The organism is Natrinema thermotolerans (genome assembly GCF_031165565.1).
Taxonomy (GTDB): domain Archaea; phylum Halobacteriota; class Halobacteria; order Halobacteriales; family Natrialbaceae; genus Natrinema; species Natrinema thermotolerans.
Genome location: NZ_CP101873.1, coordinates 3,437,072 through 3,458,035 on the forward strand (window position 1 = coordinate 3,437,072; position 20,964 = coordinate 3,458,035).

The 20,964-nt window shown below is 66.0% G+C and carries 21 protein-coding genes; 13 read left to right on the forward strand and 8 right to left on the reverse strand.

What is annotated here, in order from left to right:
• Nucleotides 1-7: 7 nt before the first annotated feature.
• Nucleotides 8-757, reverse strand: coding sequence for an MBL fold metallo-hydrolase (locus NP511_RS17630; RefSeq protein ID WP_049966918.1), 750 nt, complete (start codon nucleotides 755-757; stop codon nucleotides 8-10).
• Nucleotides 758-1,040: 283 nt separating this feature from the next.
• On the opposite strand from NP511_RS17630, the gene NP511_RS17635 reads away from it, so the two are divergent.
• Both NP511_RS17635 and NP511_RS17640 read left to right on the forward strand, forming a co-directional pair.
• The gene (locus NP511_RS17635) at nucleotides 1,041-1,301 is read left to right on the forward strand and encodes a hypothetical protein (protein ID WP_049966495.1); all 261 of its coding nucleotides are present in this window, start codon (nucleotides 1,041-1,043) and stop codon (nucleotides 1,299-1,301) included.
• A gap of 55 nt (nucleotides 1,302-1,356) precedes the next feature.
• On the forward strand, nucleotides 1,357-2,190 hold the full coding sequence (locus NP511_RS17640; RefSeq protein ID WP_049966496.1) for an Nmad3 family putative nucleotide modification protein: 834 nt from the start codon (nucleotides 1,357-1,359) through the stop codon (nucleotides 2,188-2,190).
• A gap of 31 nt (nucleotides 2,191-2,221) precedes the next feature.
• Here NP511_RS17640 and NP511_RS17645 read toward each other — a convergent pair whose 3' ends face one another.
• On the reverse strand, nucleotides 2,222-2,563 hold the full coding sequence (locus tag NP511_RS17645) for a DUF7344 domain-containing protein (RefSeq protein WP_049966497.1): 342 nt from the start codon (nucleotides 2,561-2,563) through the stop codon (nucleotides 2,222-2,224).
• A gap of 121 nt (nucleotides 2,564-2,684) precedes the next feature.
• Here NP511_RS17645 and NP511_RS17650 point away from each other — a divergent pair, with 121 nt between their 5' ends.
• A complete protein-coding gene (locus tag NP511_RS17650; RefSeq protein WP_006650550.1) occupies nucleotides 2,685-3,230 on the forward strand; it encodes an acyltransferase in 546 nt (181 codons plus the stop codon).
• 61 nt (nucleotides 3,231-3,291) lie between these two features.
• Here the strand turns inward: NP511_RS17650 and NP511_RS17655 are convergent, their stop codons facing one another.
• Together NP511_RS17655 and rocF are read right to left on the reverse strand one after the other, a co-directional pair.
• A complete protein-coding gene (locus NP511_RS17655) occupies nucleotides 3,292-4,461 on the reverse strand; it encodes an NAD(P)/FAD-dependent oxidoreductase (RefSeq protein WP_006650551.1) in 1,170 nt (389 codons plus the stop codon).
• A gap of 107 nt (nucleotides 4,462-4,568) precedes the next feature.
• Entirely contained in the window at nucleotides 4,569-5,489 is a 921-nt protein-coding gene (gene rocF / locus NP511_RS17660; protein WP_049966498.1) for an arginase, read from the reverse strand.
• A 97-nt stretch (nucleotides 5,490-5,586) separates the two neighbouring features.
• Between rocF and NP511_RS17665 the strand changes: the two genes are divergently transcribed.
• Nucleotides 5,587-6,273 carry a metal-dependent transcriptional regulator gene (locus tag NP511_RS17665; protein ID WP_006650553.1) on the forward strand — a complete coding sequence of 229 codons (687 nt, stop codon included), beginning with the start codon at nucleotides 5,587-5,589 and terminating at the stop codon, nucleotides 6,271-6,273.
• 164 nt (nucleotides 6,274-6,437) lie between these two features.
• Nucleotides 6,438-6,971: an Rrf2 family transcriptional regulator gene (locus NP511_RS17670; protein ID WP_006179387.1), complete on the forward strand. Its 534-nt coding sequence runs from the start codon at nucleotides 6,438-6,440 to the stop codon at nucleotides 6,969-6,971.
• Between the two features lie 109 nt (nucleotides 6,972-7,080).
• Here the strand turns inward: NP511_RS17670 and gyrA are convergent, their stop codons facing one another.
• From gyrA to psmA, 4 genes are all read right to left on the reverse strand, one after another.
• On the reverse strand, nucleotides 7,081-9,570 hold the full coding sequence (gene gyrA, locus NP511_RS17675) for a DNA gyrase subunit A (RefSeq protein WP_049966499.1): 2,490 nt from the start codon (nucleotides 9,568-9,570) through the stop codon (nucleotides 7,081-7,083).
• A 201-nt stretch (nucleotides 9,571-9,771) separates the two neighbouring features.
• The gene (gene gyrB, locus NP511_RS17680; protein ID WP_049966500.1) at nucleotides 9,772-11,703 is read right to left on the reverse strand and encodes a DNA topoisomerase (ATP-hydrolyzing) subunit B; all 1,932 of its coding nucleotides are present in this window, start codon (nucleotides 11,701-11,703) and stop codon (nucleotides 9,772-9,774) included.
• Between the two features lie 111 nt (nucleotides 11,704-11,814).
• Nucleotides 11,815-12,519 (reverse strand): archaeal proteasome endopeptidase complex subunit beta, encoded by a 705-nt coding sequence (psmB, locus tag NP511_RS17685; RefSeq protein ID WP_006650557.1) that lies wholly within the window; start codon nucleotides 12,517-12,519, stop codon nucleotides 11,815-11,817.
• On the reverse strand, nucleotides 12,512-13,252 hold the full coding sequence (gene psmA, locus NP511_RS17690; protein WP_049966501.1) for an archaeal proteasome endopeptidase complex subunit alpha: 741 nt from the start codon (nucleotides 13,250-13,252) through the stop codon (nucleotides 12,512-12,514). Before psmA ends, psmB begins: the two co-directional genes overlap by 8 nt.
• 480 nt (nucleotides 13,253-13,732) lie before the next feature.
• Between psmA and NP511_RS17695 the strand changes: the two genes are divergently transcribed.
• From NP511_RS17695 to NP511_RS17730, 8 genes are all read left to right on the forward strand, one after another.
• On the forward strand, nucleotides 13,733-14,971 hold the full coding sequence (locus NP511_RS17695) for an NRAMP family divalent metal transporter (protein ID WP_049966502.1): 1,239 nt from the start codon (nucleotides 13,733-13,735) through the stop codon (nucleotides 14,969-14,971).
• 77 nt (nucleotides 14,972-15,048) lie between these two features.
• A complete protein-coding gene (locus NP511_RS17700) occupies nucleotides 15,049-15,570 on the forward strand; it encodes a hypothetical protein (RefSeq protein ID WP_233274362.1) in 522 nt (173 codons plus the stop codon).
• Between the two features lie 52 nt (nucleotides 15,571-15,622).
• Complete coding sequence (locus NP511_RS17705) at nucleotides 15,623-16,882, forward strand: hypothetical protein (RefSeq protein WP_049966504.1); 1,260 nt, start codon at nucleotides 15,623-15,625, stop codon at nucleotides 16,880-16,882.
• Nucleotides 16,879-17,883 (forward strand): hypothetical protein, encoded by a 1,005-nt coding sequence (locus NP511_RS17710; RefSeq protein WP_049966505.1) that lies wholly within the window; start codon nucleotides 16,879-16,881, stop codon nucleotides 17,881-17,883. The genes NP511_RS17705 and NP511_RS17710 overlap by 4 nt, the downstream gene beginning before the upstream one ends.
• 107 nt (nucleotides 17,884-17,990) lie before the next feature.
• Entirely contained in the window at nucleotides 17,991-19,448 is a 1,458-nt protein-coding gene (locus tag NP511_RS17715; RefSeq protein WP_049966506.1) for a dihydrolipoyl dehydrogenase, read from the forward strand.
• Nucleotides 19,449-19,617: 169 nt separating this feature from the next.
• Entirely contained in the window at nucleotides 19,618-19,884 is a 267-nt protein-coding gene (locus NP511_RS17720; RefSeq protein WP_006650563.1) for a hypothetical protein, read from the forward strand.
• Between the two features lie 131 nt (nucleotides 19,885-20,015).
• Nucleotides 20,016-20,258 carry an amphi-Trp domain-containing protein gene (locus tag NP511_RS17725; protein WP_006650564.1) on the forward strand — a complete coding sequence of 81 codons (243 nt, stop codon included), beginning with the start codon at nucleotides 20,016-20,018 and terminating at the stop codon, nucleotides 20,256-20,258.
• A 241-nt stretch (nucleotides 20,259-20,499) separates the two neighbouring features.
• Nucleotides 20,500-20,856 (forward strand): DsrE family protein, encoded by a 357-nt coding sequence (locus tag NP511_RS17730; protein ID WP_049966507.1) that lies wholly within the window; start codon nucleotides 20,500-20,502, stop codon nucleotides 20,854-20,856.
• Nucleotides 20,857-20,964: the final 108 nt, after the last annotated feature.

The window sequence follows — 20,964 nt, forward strand, 5'->3', positions numbered from 1 at the left end:
CTGACCGTCACTCGTTTCGACCCGACTCGATCGAGATTGTCTGAAGATCCTCGGCGAACCGAACGTCGCCGTCGTAGTGGGCTCCGATCGACTCGAGCATCTCGTCGTGACGGCCCTCGGTGTGTGGGTAGAGGTGGGTCAGGTAGACCCGGCCGATCTCCCGGCCGGCCAGCGCGCGGCCGAGGCTGTCCGGCGTCGGGTGGTTCGAGACGTCGACGTCGTCGGGGAACGAGCAGTCGTGGGCGAGGATCGCCGACCCCTCGGCGAAGTTGGCCAGTCCCGCGAAGGCCTCGCTGTCGCCGCTGAAGGTAAACCGATCGTCGAACCGATAGGCCAGACACGGCAGCGAGTGGCGCGTCTCGTAGGCCGAGACGTCGAACCCGGCGACCGAGAACTCGCCGGGGACGACCTCCCGGACCCGCAGGTCGATCTTGTCCTGCATGTACTCGTGGACCGCGAGCAGGTCGTCGAGCAACGCCTTGGTTCCCTGCGGCCCGACGACCTCGAGGTGGTCCTCGCCGGCGAGCCAGCGGGCCTTCACGAGCGGGAGCAGGTCGGAGACGTGATCGAGGTGGTGGTGGGTCAGCAGCACCGTCGAGACGCCCTCGTAGCCGACGCCGGACTGTTGGAGCCGCTGGAGGGCCCCGGCTCCGCAGTCGATCAGGACGGTCCGTCCGTCCTCCTGGACGAGGATGCCCGCCTGAAACCGTTCGCCAGTGGGCAACGCCGAGCCCGTTCCGAGAAAGGTGACACGCATACGCTGGAGTGGCACGTCCGCCCCGATAAGGGTACCTCTCGCGAGCGCACCGGTCGGGTCCGAACGGATCACAGCGACGACCGACGAGGACGCGACCGGTTTCGCGGTCAGCAGGTGTTCCGACTCCGTCCCGAGGACACGAAGATTCAAGCGGTTCGACGCCACATCGTCGGTATCGATCGATGGCATCGCTTCCGACGGCCCGCAGTCACGGACCCTCGAGCGGCGACGTGACCGCCGTCGCCGACGACGGTGATCGACCTCCCGATCGGACGGTGAGCCGATGATCGAGGGCCTCGAGGACACGCTCCCGCCGGCGGTCACGAGGGCGACGCTCTATCGGATCGCTGGCTGGCTCCTGCGGCTCTACGTGGCCGGCTGTTTGCTCCTCGGGTCCTACAGCCTGCTGTGGGTCCTCGAGGTCGGTGGCGTCCTCCCCGACCGGTGGCTGTCGACGGCCTGGATCGGCATCGCCGGGCTGGGGTCGGTGTTCCTCGCATTCGCGATTCCCCTGTTCTATCTCGCTCGCGGCGCGGACGGGTGATCGAACGCGACCGGGGGCTTTACCCTCTCGCCGTCCCGACGGGACGACGAACACCATGACGGTCGTCCTCGCCGGCGTCGGCGCCGACAGCACGAACCTCGGTGCCCTGGCCCCGCTGTACGACGACGGGCGGTTCGAGTACGTTCCGATCCCGGAGAAGACCCGCGAGACGGCCGAACCCGAAACGCTCGGCTCGTGGAAGCTGCGGGCCGGTGACGGCGTCGCCGCGGACTTGACGACCCGCATCACGCCACAGCCGGTCCACGACGGGACCGAGACCGTCGCCGGCGACGCCCTCGAGTCCTGGCCGCTCCATCGTGACCCCAACTTCGCGGCGCTGACCTACGGCGAACACCGGACCAGCGGCTACGTCTCGCGGTTACGCGCGCTCGAGCCGGGCGACGTCGTCGGGTTCTACGCCGGCCTGCGTCGGCCCGACGGTGACCGCGCCCACCGCTATCTGATCGGGTACTTCACCGTCGACGAGGTGGCCGTCGTCGGCCCGGAGACGCCGCCGGCCGAGCGGGCGGCGATCCTCGACGACCATCCCGAGAATGCCCACGCGAAACGCGCACAGAACGGGGATCTCTACCTCGAGAAGCCGGTCGTGATCGTCGACGGCCGCGAACCCGGCGGGCTCTTCGAGCGGGATCCGATCCGGCTCAGCGACTACTACGTCAAGCCGGGCAACGAGCGGGCACAGTACTACCTCCGCGAGGAGATCGCTTCGCAGTGGAACGTCCGGGCCGGCGGCGAGAACATGATGTACAAACCGGCCTATCGCTGTGCCCGCTCGGGGTCGGCCTTTCGGGACCTGGTCGGGGTTCCGGGCGCGCGGACGGCCGCGGAACGCGACCGCTGGAACCCGGATCACCCTCGGCAGCCGTAGACAGCGGCCGCCGGGGAATCGACTTCTGCCGTCAGGACGAGACCCTTTCGATCCCGTCGAGAAACGGTGCAATGTCGTCGACGTTCGATCCGGTCGTGACCGTCGCGTCCGACCGGTCGTACTCGACGACGTCGTGATCGTCGAGTTTCGGCAGGTAGTAGTGGATCAGTTCGACGGTGACCGCACGACGATCAGTCCATCCGGCGGAACTCTCTTCGAGGGAGCGATCCGACGCGGCGAGGCGACGACCGAGTTCGTCGGGCGACGCCGGCTCGCCCGCTCGAAGCGCCTCGAGGACGGCCCGGTGTGTTTCGTCCGCGAGTAGTGCGTAGATGGTCTCGGTCTCAAGGACGGTCTGTCGGGAACGGGACATAGCGGTGGGTCAGTTCGGAGCGCAACAGCAGTATCCCCTTACTAGTTGGGCACCTAGCGATAGTCACACGCGGTTCCGCATCGCTCGGTTTCATGTGCCAACGGCTCGAAACCGCGATCCAGTGACGGGTTCCGACGATACGACGCCACGACACGAGCGCGTCGAACGCCACGCGACGCCCGGGCCGCGCAACTCGCTGGCCCACTGGACGGCCGCCCGCAACCCGCTCCGGGTCGCGATCAACTACGTCGTCGTCTGGCTGGTCCGGATCTCGCCGAGTCTCAAACTCAAGCGCTGGCTCCTGCGTCGGATCGGCGTCACGGTCGGCGAGGGTGTTTCGTGGGGGCTCGAGGCCACGCCGGACGTTTTTTGGCCGGACCTGATCACCGTCGAGGCCGACGCGATCGTCGGCTACGACGCGACGATCCTCTGTCACGAGTTCCTCTACGAGGAGTACCGGACCGGCGAGGTCGTCGTCGGCGAGCGGGCGATGATCGGCGCGGGCGCGATCGTGCTGCCCGGCGTCGAGATCGGAGCGGGCGCTCGGGTGGCGGCGAACTCGCTGGTGACTCGTGACGTCCCACCGGGGACGACGGTCGCGGGCGTCCCCGCGGAACCGATGGGCGAGGCGACCGGTGACGGATCGACAGACGAACGGCCGGACTAGGGCGTACTCGCTCGAGCGGGCAAGAAAACGGACTCTCGAAGTCGGGGGCGTCGAAACCGAGCTACAACGACGACCAGGACTTGCGGGCCTCGTTCCAGGAGGTGATGTCGGCGATCCAGCGGGCTGCGATCATCTTCTTCAGGTTCTTGGCCGGGATGCCGCCGAAGGTGTCGACGGGCAGGGAGATGCCGAATGCGGGCTTGACCTCGTGGGCGACGGCTTCGTCGCCGACGGAGATGACGGTCCCCTTGTCCTCGTGTTCCCAGGTCTTCAGCGGGCGGTTCTGGATCGCGCGGGCGATGTTCTCGCCAGCGACTTCGGCGGCCTGCCAGGCGGCCTGTGCCGTCGGCGGTGCGGGCTGGTCGCCCTGATCGATGATCGCCGAGTCGCCGATGGCGAAGACGCGCTCGTCCGAGGTCTGGAAGTTCGCGCTCGCGTTGACGCGGTTGTGTTCCTTCTCGAGGTCGGCGTCGTCCATCGCGTCGCGACCCGTAATGCCGCCGGTCCAGACGAGGACGTCGTGATCGAGGGGTTCGCCCTCGTCGAACTCGATGTGGTCTGCGGTGGCTTCGGTGATCGGGTCGTCGGTGTGGATGTGGACGCCGGCGTCCTCGAGGAGATCCCGCAGGGCCTGCTGGATCTCGGGGTCGTTGCCGGGGAAGATCTCCTCGAGCGCCTCGACGAGGTGGATCTCGATCGGCGCGCGGTGTTCGTCGCGGAACTCGGCGATCTCGCCGGCGGTCTGGATACCCGAGAGGCCGGCACCGCCGATGACGACCTGTGCGGGCTCGCCGCGGGTCGCCTCCTGGCTTGCCTCTGTGACCGCTTCGTGGATCTCCAGCGCGTCGTCCAAGCTCTTCAGGGTCAGGGAGTGTTCCTCGAGGCCGGGGATGCCGTAGTAGGCGGTCTGGCTGCCCAGTCCGACGAGAACGTAGTCGTACTCGACGTCGTCGGTGTCTTCGAGTTCGACGACCTGCTCGTCGACGTCGAGGCCGACGACCTCGTCCTGAATGAAGCGGGTCGCGGGGTCGGCGATCTCCTCGACGGGGAAGGTGATGTCCGATCGGACGCTGGGATCGCGGATGACGCGGTGGGATTCGTGGAGAACGAGGTGATAGTCGACATCGGCGATCCAGGTCAGTCGCGCGTTGCCCCCGAGTTCGGATTGGAGCTTCGTGATCGCACCGGTTCCGGCGTAGCCGGCTCCGAGCACGACGACGTTCTCAGTCATACGGCATACTGAGAAACACTATGATACAAAGCTGTTGAAACCGGTTGCCCCACGAACAATGTTGACAAACGTCTCGTTTCGTAGAGCGGGCGTCGACGACTGGTCGGTCAGAAGATGCGCTTGCCGAACGTACTCGCGGTCAGTTCGGCTGCCAGCGTCGCCGTCTCGTTGCCCTCGTCCAGGATCGGATTGACCTCGACGACGTCCATCGATCTGAGGACGTCGTCCGCGCGCTCGCGCCGCGAGAGGGCCTCGAGGGCGGCGTGGGCCTCCCGGTAGGTGACGCCGCCGCGGACGGGAGTGCCGACGCCGGGCGCGGTCTTGGGATCGAGCCAGTCGAGGTCGAGACTGACGTGGACGCCGTCGGTCCCGTCGGTTGCGACAGCGAGCGCGTCCTCGACGACGGACGAGACGCCCCGCTGATCGATGTCGGACATGGTAAAGACGGTCAGTTCGCTCTCCCGGAGCAGTTCGCGTTCGCGATCGTCGATGCTCCGGAGACCGACGTACGCGATCGAAGACGCCCGGAGCCGGGGGGCGGGAGCCCACTCCGTCTCGCCGAACGACCCGTGGCCAAGCGCCGCGGCCAGCGGCATCCCGTGGACGTTGCCGCTGGGCGAGGTCTCGGGCGTATTGATGTCGGCATGGGCGTCGAACCAGATCGCGCCGAGGTCGGCCTCGCGTGCCGATCCCGCCAGTGAGCCGATCGCAACCGAGTGGTCGCCACCGAGAACGAGGGGGAACTCCCCGTCCGCGAGCGTCGCCGCGACGCGGTCGCTCACTCGCCGACAGACGTCTTCGACCTCCCGGAGGAACTTCGCGTTCCCGTCGGTGGGCTGGTCGGCGTCCGGATCCCGTTCTTCTGCTCGGGGCATCGTCAGGTCGCCGTCGTCGACGGGTTCGACGTCCGCCTCGGCGAGTCGGTCGGCCAGATCCGCGTACCGGATCGCGGACGGTCCCATGTCGACCCCCCGGCGGTTCGCCCCGTAGTCCATCGGCGCGCCAATGATCCTGACGGTTCGGTCCATATCCACGATAGAGGGTCGACCGGCTTGGTCGTGGCGATCCCGCGGCGTTCTCGGGGGCGACAGGTTTAGGGTTAGACCCGTCTAATTCCGGGACAGCATGATGCTGAGCGACGTGATGGAGGACTACCTCAAGGCGATCTACCAGCTCCAACGCGGGACCGACGAGCGGATCCGCACGTCCGAGATCGCCGGGGAGTTAGACGTCACGTCGCCGACGGTCACCAGCATGCTCGACAAGCTCGAGGAACGGGAACTCGTCGACCGCGAGAAGTACCGCGGCGTCACGCTGACCGACGAGGGCGAGACGGTCGCCCTCGAGATCGTTCGCCACCACCGCCTGCTCGAGGCCTACCTCACCGAGCATCTCGACTACGACTGGTCGGAGGTCCACGCCGAGGCCGACCGACTCGAACACCACATCAGCGAGGATTTCGAGGCCCGCGTCGCCGACGCGCTGGGCGAGCCCACGGTCGATCCCCACGGCTCGCCGATCCCGGGCGCCGACCTCGAGCCGCCCGAGCGGCCCGCAGGCAAGGCCATCTCCGAGTTCGAAGAGGGGGCGGTCGTCACCGTCGCGGAGGTTGCCGACCGCGACCCCGAGGTTCTCTCCTATCTCGCTGACCGCGGCGTCGAACCCGGCGTCGAACTCGAGATTCTCGAGGTCGCCCCCTTCGGCATGGTGACTGCTCGCTCGAGCGAGAGCGAGGAGCCGGTATCGCTGCCCGAAACGGTCGCACACCACGTCCGCGTCGTGACCCCGGCAGAGCCGGATCCACAGGGATAGTTCGCAAGCGTTTGACTCCCGGTGAATCGTGCCAACGGACACCTAGTTTCCGTCGCGGAACGAAAAGAAACATCTTCACGTCCCCCGTGCAAACGTCACGTTCCCCCACGAATCCGACGGACTCACCCGCCGGGTTTAAGGAAACCAAATACGAATAAATACCTATGTCATCCATCGAACTCACACCCAGCCAGAAGAAAATCCTCCGCGCGCTCACGAACCTCCACAAAGAGTCCGAAGATGCCATCAAAGGCGAGGACATCGCGGAACAAGTCGACCGTAACCCCGGCACGATCCGTAACCAGATGCAGAGTCTCAAAGCCCTCCAGCTCGTCGAGGGTGTACCGGGGCCGAAAGGTGGCTACAAGCCCACTGCAGCCGCCTACGAGGCACTCGAGATCCAGCAGATGGACGAGCCCGCCGCGGTCCCGATGCAACACGAGGGCGAACCAGTCGACGCCACCATCATCGAGGAAATCGACCTCTCGAGCGTTCACCACCCCGAACTCTGCCGGGCCGAGATCCACATTCAGGGGACGCTGAGCGACATCCACGAGGACGATTCGGTCACCGTCGGTCCGACGCCGCTCTCGAAGCTGCTGATCGAGGGAACAGTCGACGGCAAGGACGACACGAACAACATCCTGATCCTGCGGATCGACGACATGGTCGCGCCCGCCGAGGAACCGGCCCACTGATCGGCACTCGACCGCCGTCTCTCCGTCCATCTAGCGTCTGCTCTCTCCGCCGTATCGGTTCGAAAACAGCGTTTTTCGCCCGCTCGAGCAGCGCCGAGGCGCGGCCGGCTCAGTCCGTCGCGTCGACCGGTTCGTCGCCGGTTTCGGCGGCGGCTGCCGGGATGTCGTCGACCGCAGCGACTGCGTCGCCCTCCTCGACGTCCATGACGGTCACGCCCATCGTGTTCCGGCTGACGGTCGAAATCTCGTCGACGCGGGTCCGAACGATCTGTCCGCGTTCGCTCATCAGCACGAGTTGGTCGTCGTCGGAGACGGCTTTGACGGCCGTCACGGGCCCGTTTCGCTCGCCGGTCTTGATGTCGATCAGGCCCTTGCCGTACCGCGACTGCGTGCTGTACTCCGAAAGCGGCGTCCGCTTGCCGTAGCCGTTCTCGGTCACTGTCAGCAGCGCCTGCTCGTCGCCTTCGTCGGTCGCGACAAGTCCCGCCACGGCGTCGCCGTCCTGCAGTTTGATGCCGTTGACACCGCGGGCGTTCCGTCCCATCGCGCGGACCTCGTCCTCGTCGAAGCGGATCGTCATCCCGCCCTCGGTCGCGATGACCAGGTCCTGCGAGCCGTCGGTGACCTCGACGTCGACGAGTTCGTCGCCCGTCTCGAGATCGGCGGCGATGATCCCCGTCGAGCGGATGTTGTCGAACGCCTCGCCGGCGGTGCGTTTGACGTAGCCGTTCCGGGTGGCCATCGTCACGTACTCGTCGTCCTCGAGGGCGTCGGTGTCGACGATGGCCGTGATGTCCTCGCCGGGGTCGAGATCGAGGATGTTGACCGCCGATTTCCCGCGGGCCGTCCGGCCCATCTCGGGGATCTCGTAGGTCTTGAGCCGGTAGACCTCGCCCTGATTCGTAAAGCAGAGCAGGTAGTCGTGGGTGTTGGCCCGGAAGACCGTCGCGACGCGGTCGTCCTCCTTGACGTCCGCGCCGATGATGCCCTTGCCGCCCCGACCCTGGGGGTCGAACTGCTCGATCGGCATCCGCTTGACGTAGTCGTCTTCCGTCATGACGACGACGACTTCCTCCTCGGGGATGAGGTCCTCGTGGGTGACCGTCCCCTGATCCTCGATGATCGAGGTGCGGCGGTCGTCGGCGTACTCCGCTTTGATCTCGCGGAGTTCCTCTTTGATGACCGAGAGCAGTTCCTCCTCGCTCTCGAGGATGGCGGTCAGGCGCTCGATCTCGGCCTGAACGGCTTCGTACTCCGTCTCGATCTCGGCGGCCTCCATCGAGGTGAGGCTGCCAAGTTGCATCCGGACGATGTGGTCGGCCTGGTCCGCGGAGAAGTCGTAGGCGTCCTGGAGGTTCTCCTTCGCGTCCGACCGCGTCTCGCTGTCCTGGATCAGCTCGACGACGTCCTCGGCGTTCTCGACGGCCGTCAGCCGGCCCTCGAGGATGTGGGCGCGGTCCTCGGCCTCGGCGAGGTCGTACTCGCTGCGCCGGCGGACGACCTCGCGGCGGTGGGCGACGTACTCCTCCAAGGTCTCCTTGAGCGAGAGGACTCGCGGCTGGCCGTCGACCAGGGCGAGGTTGATGACGCCGAAGGTCTTCTCGAGGTGGTTCTCGAGCAGTTTGTTCTTGACGACCTCGGCGTTTGCCCCGCGGTTGAGTTCGATGACGATCCGGACGCCGTCGCGGTCGGACTCGTCGCGCAGGTCGGTGATGCCCTCGATCTCGCCCTCGTTGACGTCGTCGGCGATGCGCTCGACGAGGCGGGCCTTGTTGGACTGGAAGGGGAGTTCGGAGACGACGATCCGTTCGCGCCCGTTCTTCCACTCCTCGACCTCGAACTCCGCGCGGACGCGGAGGCGACCGCGGCCGGTCTTGTACGCCGAGTAGATGGCGTCGCGCCCGACGATGTTGGCACCGGTGGGGAAGTCGGGACCCTTGATATGCTCCATCAGGTCCTCGACCGTCGCGTCGGGATCGTCGATCAGTTCGATCGTCGCGTCGACGACCTCGCCGAGGTTGTGCGGCGGGATGTTCGTCGACATCCCGACCGCGATCCCGGAGGAACCGTTGACGAGCAGGTTCGGGAACGCCGCCGGCAGGACGTCGGGTTCCTGCAGGCGGTCGTCGTAGTTCGCGGAGAAGTCGACGGTGTCCTTCTCGATGTCCTCGAGCAACTCCTCGGAGATCGGCGACATCCGGGCCTCGGTGTACCGCTGTGCGGCGGCCGGATCGCCGTCCATCGAGCCGAAGTTCCCCTGGCCGTCGACCAGCGGGTAGCGCATCGAGAAGTCCTGTGCCATCCGGACCAGCGTGTCGTAGATCGCGCTGTCGCCGTGGGGGTGGTAGTCACCCATCGTCTCCCCGACGATCGAGGAGGACTTCCGGTGGGACGAGCCGCTCGAGACCCCCATCTCGTGCATCGCATAGAGGATGCGCCGGTGGACGGGTTTCAGGCCGTCCTCGACGCGGGGGAGCGCACGGCCCGCGATGACGGACATCGCGTAGTCGATGTAGCTCTGCTCCATTTCGTCCTCGATGCGGACGTTCTCTACCGCTCGCGCCTCGATATCAGTCGGATCGGGTACGTCTGAACTCATGTCTTCATTTGGTTTCGTGGTGGTATCCGGTCAGCTTACAAGCACTGCATCCGTGAGAGCGTCCGCTCTGCGGACGCTCGAGCGGGCCGACGACCGACCCGGAGCGCGGCTTACCGCGCGGCGGGGAGGGAGGAGTGCTTTTCATCGAAGTTTTACCGAGTGCGGTCGCGAAGCGACCGCACGCAGGGTAAAAGTTCGGGTCTAGATGTCGATCCACTCGGCTTCCGGCGCGTGTTCCTTGATGAACTGCTTGCGGGGTTCGACGGCGTCGCCCATCAGGACGGAGAACATCTTGTCCGCCGCGGCCGCGTCCTCGATCGTGATCTGCTTGAGGATGCGGTTGTCCGGGTCCATCGTCGTATCCCAGAGCTGTTGTGGGTTCATCTCGCCTAAGCCCTTGAACCGCTGGACCTGCGAGGGGTTACCGTCGCATTTCTCCGCGACGATCTCGTCGCGTTCGGCCTCCGTCATCGCGTCGTAGGTCTCGCCGCGATAGCGGATGCGATAGAGCGGCGGCTGGGTCGCGTAGACGTAGCCACCCTCGAGCAGCGGGCGCATGTGCCGGTAGAAAAACGTCAGCAGGAGCGTCCGGATGTGAGCCCCGTCGACGTCGGCGTCGGTCGCCATGATGATCTTCTTGTAGCGGACGTCCTCGATGTCGAACTCGTCGCCGATCCCCGCGCCGATGGCGGTGATCATGTTCCGGATCTCGTCGTTCTCGAGGATGCGATCGAGCCGGTGTTTCTCGACGTTGAGGATCTTCCCTTTGATCGGCAGGATGGCCTGAAAGTCGGGGTTGCGGGCCTGTTTCGCGCTGCCGCCGGCGGAGTCTCCCTCAGCGATGAACAGTTCGGCCTCCTCCGGGTCTTTGGTCTGGCAGTCGGCCAGTTTCCCGGGCAGCGACGTGGACTCGAGGGCGGACTTGCGCCGCGTGAGTTCCTCGGCCTTCTGGGCGGCCATGCGGGCCTTGGCGGCCTCGACGGCCTTGTTGACGATCGACTCGGCGGTGTCGGGGTGTTCTTCGAAGTAGGTACCAAGCCCCTCGTGCATCGCGCTCTCGACGATCCCTCGGACTTCGCTATTGCCGAGTTTGGTCTTCGTCTGGCCCTCGAACTGGGGATCGGGGTGTTTGATCGAGATGACCGCCGTCAGCCCCTCGCGGATGTCCTCGCCCGTGAGGTTGTTATCGAGGTCCGAGAGGAGGTCGTTCTCGTTGGCGTAGTCGTTGACACACCGCGTCAGGGCGGTCTTGAAGCCGGTGAGGTGGGTCCCGCCCTCGCGGGTGTTGATGTTGTTCGCGAAGGCGTGGATCGAGCCCTGCAGTTCCTCGGTGGCCTGCATCGCGACCTCGATCTGGATGCTCTGTTCCTCGTCCTCGAAGTAGATGACGTCCTCGTGCATCGCCGAGCGCGTCTCGTTCAGGTACTCGACGAACTCGCGGATGCCGCCGTCGTACTCGTAGGTCTCGGTGACCACGTCGCCGTCGTCGGTCTCCTCGCGCTCGTCGCGGAGCGTGATACGGACGCCCGAGTTGAGGAAGGCCAGCTCGCGGAGTCGGTTCGAGAGCGTCGAGAAGGACATCTCGCCAGTCTCGAAGATGCCCGTATCGGGCCAGAACTGGATCTGCGTGCCGGTCTCCTCGTCGGGCTCCATATCGCGGACCCGCTCCATGTCGCCGACGGGTTCGCCGCCTTCGAACGCGTGGCGGAAGACGCCGCCGTCGCGTTTGACTTCGGCCTCGAGTCGTTCGGAGAGGGCGTTGACGACGGAGACGCCGACGCCGTGGAGGCCGCCGGAGACCTGGTAGGACTTGTTGTCGAACTTGCCCCCGGCGTGGAGGACGGTCAGAATGACCTCGAGTGCAGGGCGGTCGTACTCCTCGTGTGTGTCGACGGGGATGCCGCGGCCGTCGTCGGCGACGCTCACCGAGCCGTCCTCGTGGATGGAGACGGTGATATCGTCGCAGTGGCCGGCCAGCGCCTCGTCGATCGAGTTGTCCACCACTTCGTAGACCAGATGGTGGAGTCCTCGAGAATCGGTAGAGCCGATGTACATCGCCGGTCGCTTTCGTACAGCCTCCAGGCCCTCTAAGACCTGAATCTGCCCGGCTCCGTACTCGCTTTCCTGGGACATGTAAAACCTGCTTTCGGATAGCGGTCCGGCCCTAATAAAAGTCACGTGTACGCGCGCGAGCGCGGATCCGGTGAATCGCGGCGTCGAACCCGAAACGACCGTCGAAGCGGCTTAGATGACCGCGTCGAACTCCTCGTGGCCCTGAATGTCGACGCCCTCGCCGGTGACTTCCGCGAGGAAGACGCCGTTGCCCGAGCCGGTGTCGCGCTCGACGGCGCTTTTGATCGCGCGGGCCGCGACGGACTTCGCGTCCGCGAGCGAGAGGTCGTCCTCGTACTCCTGCTCGAGGAGGCCGTAGGCCAGTTGCATCCCGGAGCCGGTGACGGTGTAGTCGTCGGCCATGACACCGCCGGCGGGGTCGATGCTGTAGACGTGACTGCCCTCGCTGTCGACGCCGCCGAGGATGGGGTTGATCGCGCGGAACGGGCCGCCCCGGGCGAAGTTACCCGCGAGCGTCGCCAGCGCCTCGATCGGCATCGGCTCGTCGCGCCGGGATTCATAGAGGTTGACCTCGGCTCGCAGCGTCGAGATGAACGACTGCGCGCCGCCGACGGAGCCGACCAGCGTCAGTGCGCCGGTCGGGTGGATCTGCTCGACCTTCTGGACGTTCTTGTTCGAAACGAACCGCCCGCCGAGGCTGGCACGCATGTCCGTCGCGATGACGACACCCTCGTCGGTCGTGATGCCGATGGTCGTCGTCCCGGTCTTGTTGACCGTCTCGTCGTCGGTGCCGGCCGCTCCGCCGTTCGGCAGCGACCCCAGTTCGGGCTCGTACGGCGAGGGGTCGCCGTTGCCCTGCGAGAGCGGGTTATTCATCGCTTTCCTCCGTGTCGATCTCCGCGACGATCGACTCGAGGCGCTCGTCGTCGACCGTACTGAACGACTCGTCCTCGGTCGTGATCGTCGCGACGTCGACCGCTTCGGCCGCGACGGACTCCTCTTCGGGCTCGTTGAGCGCGCTGATGGCGAGTTCGATGCCGGCGTCGATGTCCAGATCCTCGCGGTACTCCTCCTCGAGGTAGCCCTGGATGACGTCGCGGTCGCCGCCGACGGCGGCGGCCTGCCACTCGTAGTCGGTGCCGGAGGGGTCGGTCTCGAACAGCCGCGGCTGGCCGTCCTCGACGCCGCCGACCAGCAGCGCGACCCCGAACGGCCGTGCGCCGCCGGTCTGGGTGTACTCCTGGATGTGATCGGTGATCGATCGGGTCAGCGTCTCGACGCCGATCTCCTGACCGTAGCGGAGCTGTTCGCCCTGCGCGCGTCGCCGCGCGAGGTCGATCAGCTGGCGCGCGTCGGCGACGTGGCCGGCGCTTGCGACGCCGACGTGGTCGTCTGCCTTGTGGATCTTCTCGACGCTCGAGCGCTCCATGAGCGGCGAGCTGATCTGGCGGTTCGCGGCGAGGACGACGCCGTCGGGCGTTCGAACGCCGACGCTCGCGGTGCCGCGTTTGACGGCTTCGCGAGCGTACTCGACTTGGTAGAGGCGTCCGTCCGGGGAGAAGATGGTGATACCCCGGTCGTAGGCCTGCTGTTGGGATTGTCCTTGCATTTGGTCTTCACCTGTGGTAAGGGATAGAAATATATAGGCCTTCTTCTGAAGGCAACTTGGCCTGTATCGGCCGCTTCGACCCGGACTCCCAAGAAAGTGGTGCCAGCAGGGACTCGAGGGGGGCGGCCCGAGACGGGACCGATCGGCGGCGTCGGCCGACTCTCGAGAGACGACGTCTCGATCGGGTCGGCGGGCTGATCGGTCGGTGTCGGCGATCGCTGTCGCTCCGAGCCCGACGCCCTCGAGGTCGTCACGCTGGGTCGATCCGTCACGAATCGGTAAACATCGGATTACTCGAGTCGGCTTTGCGAGGGGTGGGCTGCTATCTCAAGCTTTCCGCTCAACCGGATCCCAATCGTTGCTTCGGGTACAGCATTCCGTGCGACAGTACACAGGTGCAATTCGTCCGGCCACGAGTCGATGCGGCCGGACGGGCTCGAGCGGCCAACGCGTCTGCCGGTTTTCGGAGCAGTCCCACACATGGAAGAACACAGCACCGTGGTCGACGTTCCTGTCGAAAAGGCTAAACAAACAATTCACCAGTACGGGCTCGGTCTCCTCTTCGCGGCGAACATTTTCGGAGCCGGGTCCGTCTACATTCTGACACAGGCGGGTGTCAGTTTCGGGTTCGGCCTGTTGTGGGTCCTGCCGCTGGCACTCGGCGTCGGGCTGACGATGCACGAGATGTCGGCCCGCCTCGCGGCGAAGGACGAACCGCTCATGGACTATATCAGGGACGTGATCGGTCCGACGGCGGCGAAACCGTTCGCGCTCGGAATCGCGTTCATCATGCAGTTCTGGAGCGTAGCGAACTACGCGCTCGCGGGAGCAGCACTGGTCTTTCTGACCCCACTGTCGAACGTATATGTAGGGATCATCCTCATGGCGGCGCTGGGCATCTCGCTCGTTGAACTCCGGGTGTACAGCCGCATCGAGGGCGTCATCGCGACGCTCGTTCTCGCGATCTTCGCCTCGTATCTAGTCATCGTCGCGAACCTCCAGCCCTCGCTTGGCGGCGTCGCGATGGGGTTCGTTCCGACGATATCCGGCGATCTGAACTATCTCACGATGATCATCGCGCTGATGGGGACGACCGTCTACTATCCGAACTTCTTCATCCAGACGAGCATGCAACACGAGAAAGACTGGACGAACGTCTCCCGCTACCGCAAAGATCACACCGTCGGACTGGCGGCCGTCGTCGCGCTCAGCGCGACGGTCGTCATCGCGGCGGCGATGGCCGTCCCCGACGGGACGCTCACCCTAACTGCCCCCGCGGAACCGCTGATCGACATGATCGGCCCGTGGGTACTCGGGGTGTTCGTCCTCGCAGTCGGTGCCGCCTCCTTCACGAGCGCGACCGGCACGCTGTTCGCCGCCGGCTTCATGGTCCCCCAGTCGTACGAACTCACGACCCACTTCGGTGACCTGCACTTCCGCCGGACCGTCCACTTCCTGATCGCCCTCTCGGTCGCCCTCGCGATCCCGATCCTCGCGTTCACCGAGTTCACGCCGGTCAGGCTGGCGCTGCTCATGCCCGCCGTCAACGGCGTCGTCGGGCTGCCGATCACGGCGCTTGCACTGTTCGCGGCGATCAAGCGCTACTTCGAGCCGAGCCGACTCGAGCAGGCGATCTTCTTTGCGGCCGTGGTCGCGATGTTCCTGACGTCGCTCGTGACCGCCGAGTCGCTCGTTCGCTCGATCGCCGGGCTGCTCTGACGGCGCTGGCCTCGAACCGGTCCGGCCTGCATACACGGGCAGCGGCCTCTTTTCGCCGAGGCGTGGATCTCGAGGCCATGAGCGAGTACGACGGTACCGAGAACCCCGACACCCCGTGGCGCGAGGACGGGACCGGCGAACACGACAACCGCGGGGACGACGGGGTGACCGGCGGGGACAAAACGCCGTTCGAACCAAACCGGGCCGAACGCGGAACGTGGCTGTCGGCGGCGATCGCCCTGGTCGGGCTCGCGGTCCTCGGGCAGGCGTTCGTCCTCGAACTGGCCGCGGGCCAGTTCTGGAACGATGTCTTCGTCGGCGCGACCCTGTCGATCGCCGGCGCGTACAACTACGTCCGCCGCACGAACGGGGCGTTCGGGAGCATGGGCGTCGCGGTCCTCGCGGCGCTCGTCGGCCTCTGGCTCGTCGCCACCACGTTCCTGCTGGGTGCCGGCAGTGGCGGCGTCGAGACGGCGAGCGAACCCGGCTTCTGGATCGACGTCGTCGCCGGACTGCTCGCCACCGCGCTGGGGACTTACAGCGTCGTCCGGATCCGAAACCGACGCCGAGCCGTCGACGTACGACCCACGGCGACCTGAAAGTGGCATTGTCCGGCCCAACCCACTTACCGCCCGTTCCGGTACGATATCTATGCTTCCGTTCGTCGCGATCGCCCTCGCGGTGGTCGGCGTCGCGGTCGTTCTCGAGGTCGTGTCGTACCGAGCGCTCGAGCGGATCCCCTCGGTCGCCACCGAAGAGTTCCCCGAGATCGATCGGGAGCTTCTGGGGAAGTTCAGCAGCTTCGACCCCGAACTGGGCTGGTGTCCCCAGCCGAACCGGGAGAAACAGAAAGACACCGGTGACCACCTCCCCGGCGAGGAGGTCCGTTCCGTCGTCACTTACTCGACCGACGAGTACGCGAGCCGGGTCTGTCCCGCCAAGGAGCGGGATTCCGACGCCGAGCTGACGGTCTCGACCTACGGTGACTCCTACTGTTTCTGCCGCGAGGTCGACGACGACGAGACCTTCCAGAACTACCTCGCCGAGGAACTCGACACTCACGTCGCCAACTACGGCGGCGGCAACTACGGTCTCGATCAGGCCCTGATGCGGCTCAAACGGCAGTATCCGGAGGACCCGACCGACCACGTCTGCATGGTCGTCACTGCCTCCTCGATCGCCCGCATCCTCTCGGTCTGGAAACACTATCAGGAGTTCGGCAATATCTTAGCGGTCAAGCCCCGGTACGTGCTGGAAGACGGCGAATTAGAGCGGATCGAGAGCCCCGTCGACGAGAAGGAGGAGCTGCTCGATCTCGAGTCCAAGGCGGATTTCCTCCGAGAGTACGACTTCCACTACGACCACTGGTTCGAGCCCCATTTCGCGACCCGTCCTTACACCGCTGACTTCCTCGCGAAGAACGAACACGTCCGCTACGCGGCGTACACGGCCGGCAAGGACCTCGAGCGGCGGCTCGGCCGCTCGATCCCGGGAATCGACTTCGATCTGGCCCAGACACAGTCGGCGCTCCGCCTGGAGCGGCCCCGCGTGCGGTACCACGAGCGACTGTTCGACACCCACGAGGCCCTCTTCGACGCGCTCATCGCGGAGTTCGTCGACTACGCGGACAAGCGGGACTTCGAGCCGACGTTCGTGATGGTCCAACAGCTCCGGTACGCCACCTACGAGGCCGAACACGGCCCGATCTACGGCGACCTGCTCGAGCGACTCGACGAGCGCTACGATGACCTGACGACGATCGACATGGCGATCCACCTCTCGCCCGATGACGGCGACGTCGAGTCGCTGTACGTCGAGCGCGGCGAGGGCGGCCACTACAGCCCCGAGACCAACGCGGAGATCGCACAGGTGCTGGCCGAGGCCCTCGAGCAGCGGGCGGTCGTCGAATGAACCCGGTCTATCTCGCCGTCGGGATCGTCATCCTCGTCACCGGCATCGTCGACATCGTCTGGACGACGCTGTGGGTCGACGGTGGCTCCGGCCCCGTGTCGGGCCGACTCACGACGGGGGTCTGGAAGGGGCTGCGCGCCGTGACGGGGGACCGCAACCGCGCGCTCAGCCTCGCCGGCCCCCTCATTCTGATGCTCACGCTCGCGACGTGGATCGGGCTGATCTGGGTCGGCTGGACGATCATCTTCGCGAGCGAGCCCCTCGCCGTCGTCGACAGCCGGACCGGCGGCCCCGCCGACTGGTGGGGTCGGTTCTACTACGTCGCCTACACGATGTTCACGGACGGAAACGGCGACTACACGCCCGTTTACGGCGGCAACGTCTGGGAGGTCGCCAGCGCGTTCACGACGGCCTCCGGCATGGCCTTCGTCACGCTCGGCGTCTCCTACGTGCTGACCGTCCTCGGTGCCGTCGCCGACAAACGCTCCTTCGCCAGCACCGTGACGGGGTTGGGCGAGCGCAGCGAGGCGTTCCTCCGAACCGGCTGGAACGGCGAGGACTTCCGCGGGCTCGAGCTGACCGTCGAGTCGCTCGCGGCGGACCTGAGTACCCTCGCCGAACAGCACAAGTCCTACCCGATCCTCCACTACTACCACAGCGAGCAGGCCTCTCGGGCCTCGGCCGTCGCCGTCCCGATCCTCGACGAGGCGCTCATGCTGTCCCGGTACGCGATGCCCGAGGGACAGGGGCTCGACCCCGCGATCGTCGAGAACGGCCGCTCGAGCGCACAGAGCTACCTCGAGACCTTAGACGACTCGTTCATCGACCCCGCGCCGTCGGTCCCGCGAGCGCCGGACCTCGAGCGCCTGCGCGAGGACGACGTCCCGACAGTCTCTGACGAGGCCTTCGCCGAGGCGCTGGCCGATCAGACCGACCGGCGACGGCGACTCCTCGGTGTGGTCGAGGCGGACGCCTGGGAGTGGCCGCCGATCGAGGAGTAACGCAGGGGTAGCCCACAGTCATTTTCCGACACCACCGGAACGGGTTCCGACCGAATCGGGCGGAAACACGGCCCGATATTCATTGGGTCAGGGGCCGTCCCCCACGTATGGAAGAGTACGACTTTCTGGTCATCGGTTCGGGATCGGGACTGGACGTGGCGAACGCGGCGGTGAATCAGGGCCAATCGGTCGCAATCGTCGAGAAGGGACGGCTCGGCGGGACCTGTCTGAACCGCGGCTGTATCCCCTCGAAGCAGTTGCTGTATCACGCCGACGTGCTGGAGACGATCGAGCGGGCCGACGAGTTCCACATCGACGCGACCGTCGAGGACGTCGACGTCGCCGAGATCGTCCGCGAAGTCACCGCGGACGTCCACGGCAGCTCCGACTCGCTCGAGCGCGGCCTCTCCTCGTCGGACCGCCACGACCTGTACAAGGCGGAGGGCCGGTTCGTCGACGAGCGGACGCTCGAACTCGCCGGCGGCGACCACGACGGCGAGCGCCTCACCGCCGAGACCGTCCTCGTAGCGGCCGGGACCCGCCCGGCGGTCCCGCCGATCGACGGGATCGACTCCGTCGACTACCTCACCAGCCGCGAGGCGCTCCAACTCGAGTCGCCGCCGGACCACCTCGTGATCGTCGGCGGCGGCTACATCGCCGCCGAACTGGGGCAGTTCTTCGGTACCTTCGGCAGCGACGTGTCGATCGTCGGCCGCCGGCCGCACCTGCTTCCCGACGCCGACGACGAGGTCGCCGCCGAGTTCACCGAGCGCTACGCCGACCGGTTCGACGTCTACACGGGCTACGAGGCCACTGCGGCAATGCAGTCGGGGGAGTCGATCACGGTCGAGGCACGGCCGTTCTCCGAGTCGGACGGCGACGCGGACGCGGAGACGACCGGGCCGGGCGAGACGGTCTCGGTCACCGGCGACGAACTGCTCGTCGCCGCCGGTCGCGTCCCCAACACCGACACGCTGAACGTCGAGGCCGCCGGGATCGAGACCGATGCCGCCGGCTTCGTCGAAACCGACGAGTATCTGCGGACGACCGCCGACGGCGTCTGGGCGCTGGGCGATATCGTCGGTGAATACCTGCTGAAACACAACGCGAACCACGAGGCGCGGACCGTCGCGCGGAACCTGTTCGGCGAGGCCCTCGAGCCGGTCGACTACTCGGCGATGCCCTTCGCCGTCTTCGGCTCGCCGGAGGTCGCCGGCGTCGGACTGACCGAACAAGAAGTGCGGGAGACGGATCGGGAATACGCCACGCGCACCTACCGCTACGAGGAGACCGCCCGCGGGTCGGCGATGAAAGCCGAGGGGTTCGTCAAGCCGATCATCGACCTCGAGGGCGAGATCCTCGGCTGTCACATCGTCGGGCCGGATGCCTCGAACCTGATCCAGGAGGTCGTCGTCGCGATGACGGCCGGCTCCGGGACGGTCCAGGACATCCGCCAGTCGGTCCACATCCACCCCGCGCTCTCGGAGGTCGTCCAGCGGGCCTTTTCGGGGCAGTTCACGCGGGGCGGGCACGACCACGGACACGACCACAGCCACGATCGGTAAGACGGACATCTATTGTTGTTCTGTCAGTAACTCCCCGCGCACTCGGGAGTTGCCACGCGGGTACGCCGCTACGATACCGATCTCTAGTAGCCACTTACGGAGCGCGTAGGCGGTACCGAGATCGGGAACGACCACAGTATTATCCCGCTTGCTTCCCTACGATGTCGGGATGGCAGACACGGAACGCGGACGAGAGCGGCAAGCGGACGACGAGGACCGACGCGACGACGACTCTTTGGACTCGCCTCCCGAGTGTCACCGCCGTGGCTGCACCGAGCGGGCGACGTTTGTCGCCCTCGAACGATATCAGGAGGAGACCGGACACGGTGCCGTCGAGGCGGAGGCCGTTCTCTGTCAAGAGCACGCCACCGAGGAGAGTCCCGCGAATCTCGATGGGAGTTACGCGGAGTACGTATTTCGCGTCGAGCCGCTCTAGGGGACGCCGGACGCGGACACGGCGTGATCGACCGCCTGCCGTTCGATTCCGGCCGCGGTGACGCCGTCGATCACTGAGCGGTTTGAGAGCGGGCCACACCTATATTGGAATCCGGAACGTGAGGAAAATCGATGCCCGAAGAGCAACTGTTCAAACTCGAGGACCAGCGGACGAGAACCGAAATCGCGGCGGCGCTACGCGATGCGGCCGAACAGATCGAATCCGGCCCCGTCGAGTTGAAGAGCGAAACGGATTCGAGAGACGTCACCATTCCGGAACACGCCCGATTTGAAACCGAACTCGAACGACTCACTGATTCGGAAACGGGAGAACAACGGTACGAACTCGAGTACGAGATCAGGTGGACCGAGTGACGCTCCCGTCGTTTCGAATCCGTCCGCTGTATTCAGCACGCCACTCCGAGCCGCTACCGAGGATTTCAACAAGGCAGGGACCGCCCGAGGCCGACTCCGGCGGGACGATACCGTTCTATCGCAGTCCGTCCCGGTGTCGTAACCCCTCGCCCCGGCTGACCCTCGTCAGCGTGACGGGTCTGCGTCCACGGCACGCGACCGCCGTTCCCTTTTATAGGCCACTGGCCTACCGTCCTCCGTAATGACGAACGCAGCAATCGTAATTCTGGCAGGGACCGACTCCCACAGCGACCTCGGGCGGCTCGTCAACGGCCTCGAGGCGGCCCGGGAGTTCGCCGAGAATCCCGAGGACGACCTGGAACTCATCTTCGATGGAGCCGGTACGCAGTGGATTCCCGAACTGGAAGACGCAGACCACGACTACCACGACCTCTACCGGTCGGTCAGCGACGAGGCAGCGGCCTGTGACTACTGTGCGGGCGCGTTCGGCGTCGAGGACGCCGTCAACGACGCCGGCGTCGTCACGGTAGACGACAACGAGGGTCACTCGAGCATCCGCTCGCTGGTCGACGACGATTACGAGATTATTACCTTCTGAACGCCGGTTTCGTTCCGTTAGCGGGCGGTATCCGCGGATCGAACCGAGACGAAACGCGCGGGGGATTCACTTTCACTCCGGTAGCACACACCTTTTAGCCTCCCCGTT

What these genes read in the sequence shown, in the direction of transcription:
- NP511_RS17630 (WP_049966918.1), bottom strand. Translation starts at nt 757, where the DNA reads ATGCGTGTCACCTTTCTCGGAACGGGCTCGGCGTTGCCCACTGGCGAA.
- NP511_RS17635 (WP_049966495.1), top strand. Translation starts at nt 1,041, where the DNA reads ATGATCGAGGGCCTCGAGGACACGCTCCCGCCGGCGGTCACGAGGGCG.
- NP511_RS17640 (WP_049966496.1), top strand. Translation starts at nt 1,357, where the DNA reads ATGACGGTCGTCCTCGCCGGCGTCGGCGCCGACAGCACGAACCTCGGT.
- NP511_RS17645 (WP_049966497.1), bottom strand. Translation starts at nt 2,563, where the DNA reads ATGTCCCGTTCCCGACAGACCGTCCTTGAGACCGAGACCATCTACGCA.
- NP511_RS17655 (WP_006650551.1), bottom strand. Translation starts at nt 4,461, where the DNA reads ATGACTGAGAACGTCGTCGTGCTCGGAGCCGGCTACGCCGGAACCGGT.
- rocF (WP_049966498.1), bottom strand. Translation starts at nt 5,489, where the DNA reads ATGGACCGAACCGTCAGGATCATTGGCGCGCCGATGGACTACGGGGCG.
- NP511_RS17665 (WP_006650553.1), top strand. Translation starts at nt 5,587, where the DNA reads ATGATGCTGAGCGACGTGATGGAGGACTACCTCAAGGCGATCTACCAG.
- NP511_RS17670 (WP_006179387.1), top strand. Translation starts at nt 6,438, where the DNA reads ATGTCATCCATCGAACTCACACCCAGCCAGAAGAAAATCCTCCGCGCG.
- gyrA (WP_049966499.1), bottom strand. Translation starts at nt 9,570, where the DNA reads ATGAGTTCAGACGTACCCGATCCGACTGATATCGAGGCGCGAGCGGTA.
- gyrB (WP_049966500.1), bottom strand. Translation starts at nt 11,703, where the DNA reads ATGTCCCAGGAAAGCGAGTACGGAGCCGGGCAGATTCAGGTCTTAGAG.
- psmB (WP_006650557.1), bottom strand. Translation starts at nt 12,519, where the DNA reads ATGAATAACCCGCTCTCGCAGGGCAACGGCGACCCCTCGCCGTACGAG.
- psmA (WP_049966501.1), bottom strand. Translation starts at nt 13,252, where the DNA reads ATGCAAGGACAATCCCAACAGCAGGCCTACGACCGGGGTATCACCATC.
- NP511_RS17695 (WP_049966502.1), top strand. Translation starts at nt 13,733, where the DNA reads ATGGAAGAACACAGCACCGTGGTCGACGTTCCTGTCGAAAAGGCTAAA.
- NP511_RS17700 (WP_233274362.1), top strand. Translation starts at nt 15,049, where the DNA reads ATGAGCGAGTACGACGGTACCGAGAACCCCGACACCCCGTGGCGCGAG.
- NP511_RS17705 (WP_049966504.1), top strand. Translation starts at nt 15,623, where the DNA reads ATGCTTCCGTTCGTCGCGATCGCCCTCGCGGTGGTCGGCGTCGCGGTC.
- NP511_RS17710 (WP_049966505.1), top strand. Translation starts at nt 16,879, where the DNA reads ATGAACCCGGTCTATCTCGCCGTCGGGATCGTCATCCTCGTCACCGGC.
- NP511_RS17715 (WP_049966506.1), top strand. Translation starts at nt 17,991, where the DNA reads ATGGAAGAGTACGACTTTCTGGTCATCGGTTCGGGATCGGGACTGGAC.
- NP511_RS17720 (WP_006650563.1), top strand. Translation starts at nt 19,618, where the DNA reads ATGGCAGACACGGAACGCGGACGAGAGCGGCAAGCGGACGACGAGGAC.
- NP511_RS17725 (WP_006650564.1), top strand. Translation starts at nt 20,016, where the DNA reads ATGCCCGAAGAGCAACTGTTCAAACTCGAGGACCAGCGGACGAGAACC.
- NP511_RS17730 (WP_049966507.1), top strand. Translation starts at nt 20,500, where the DNA reads ATGACGAACGCAGCAATCGTAATTCTGGCAGGGACCGACTCCCACAGC.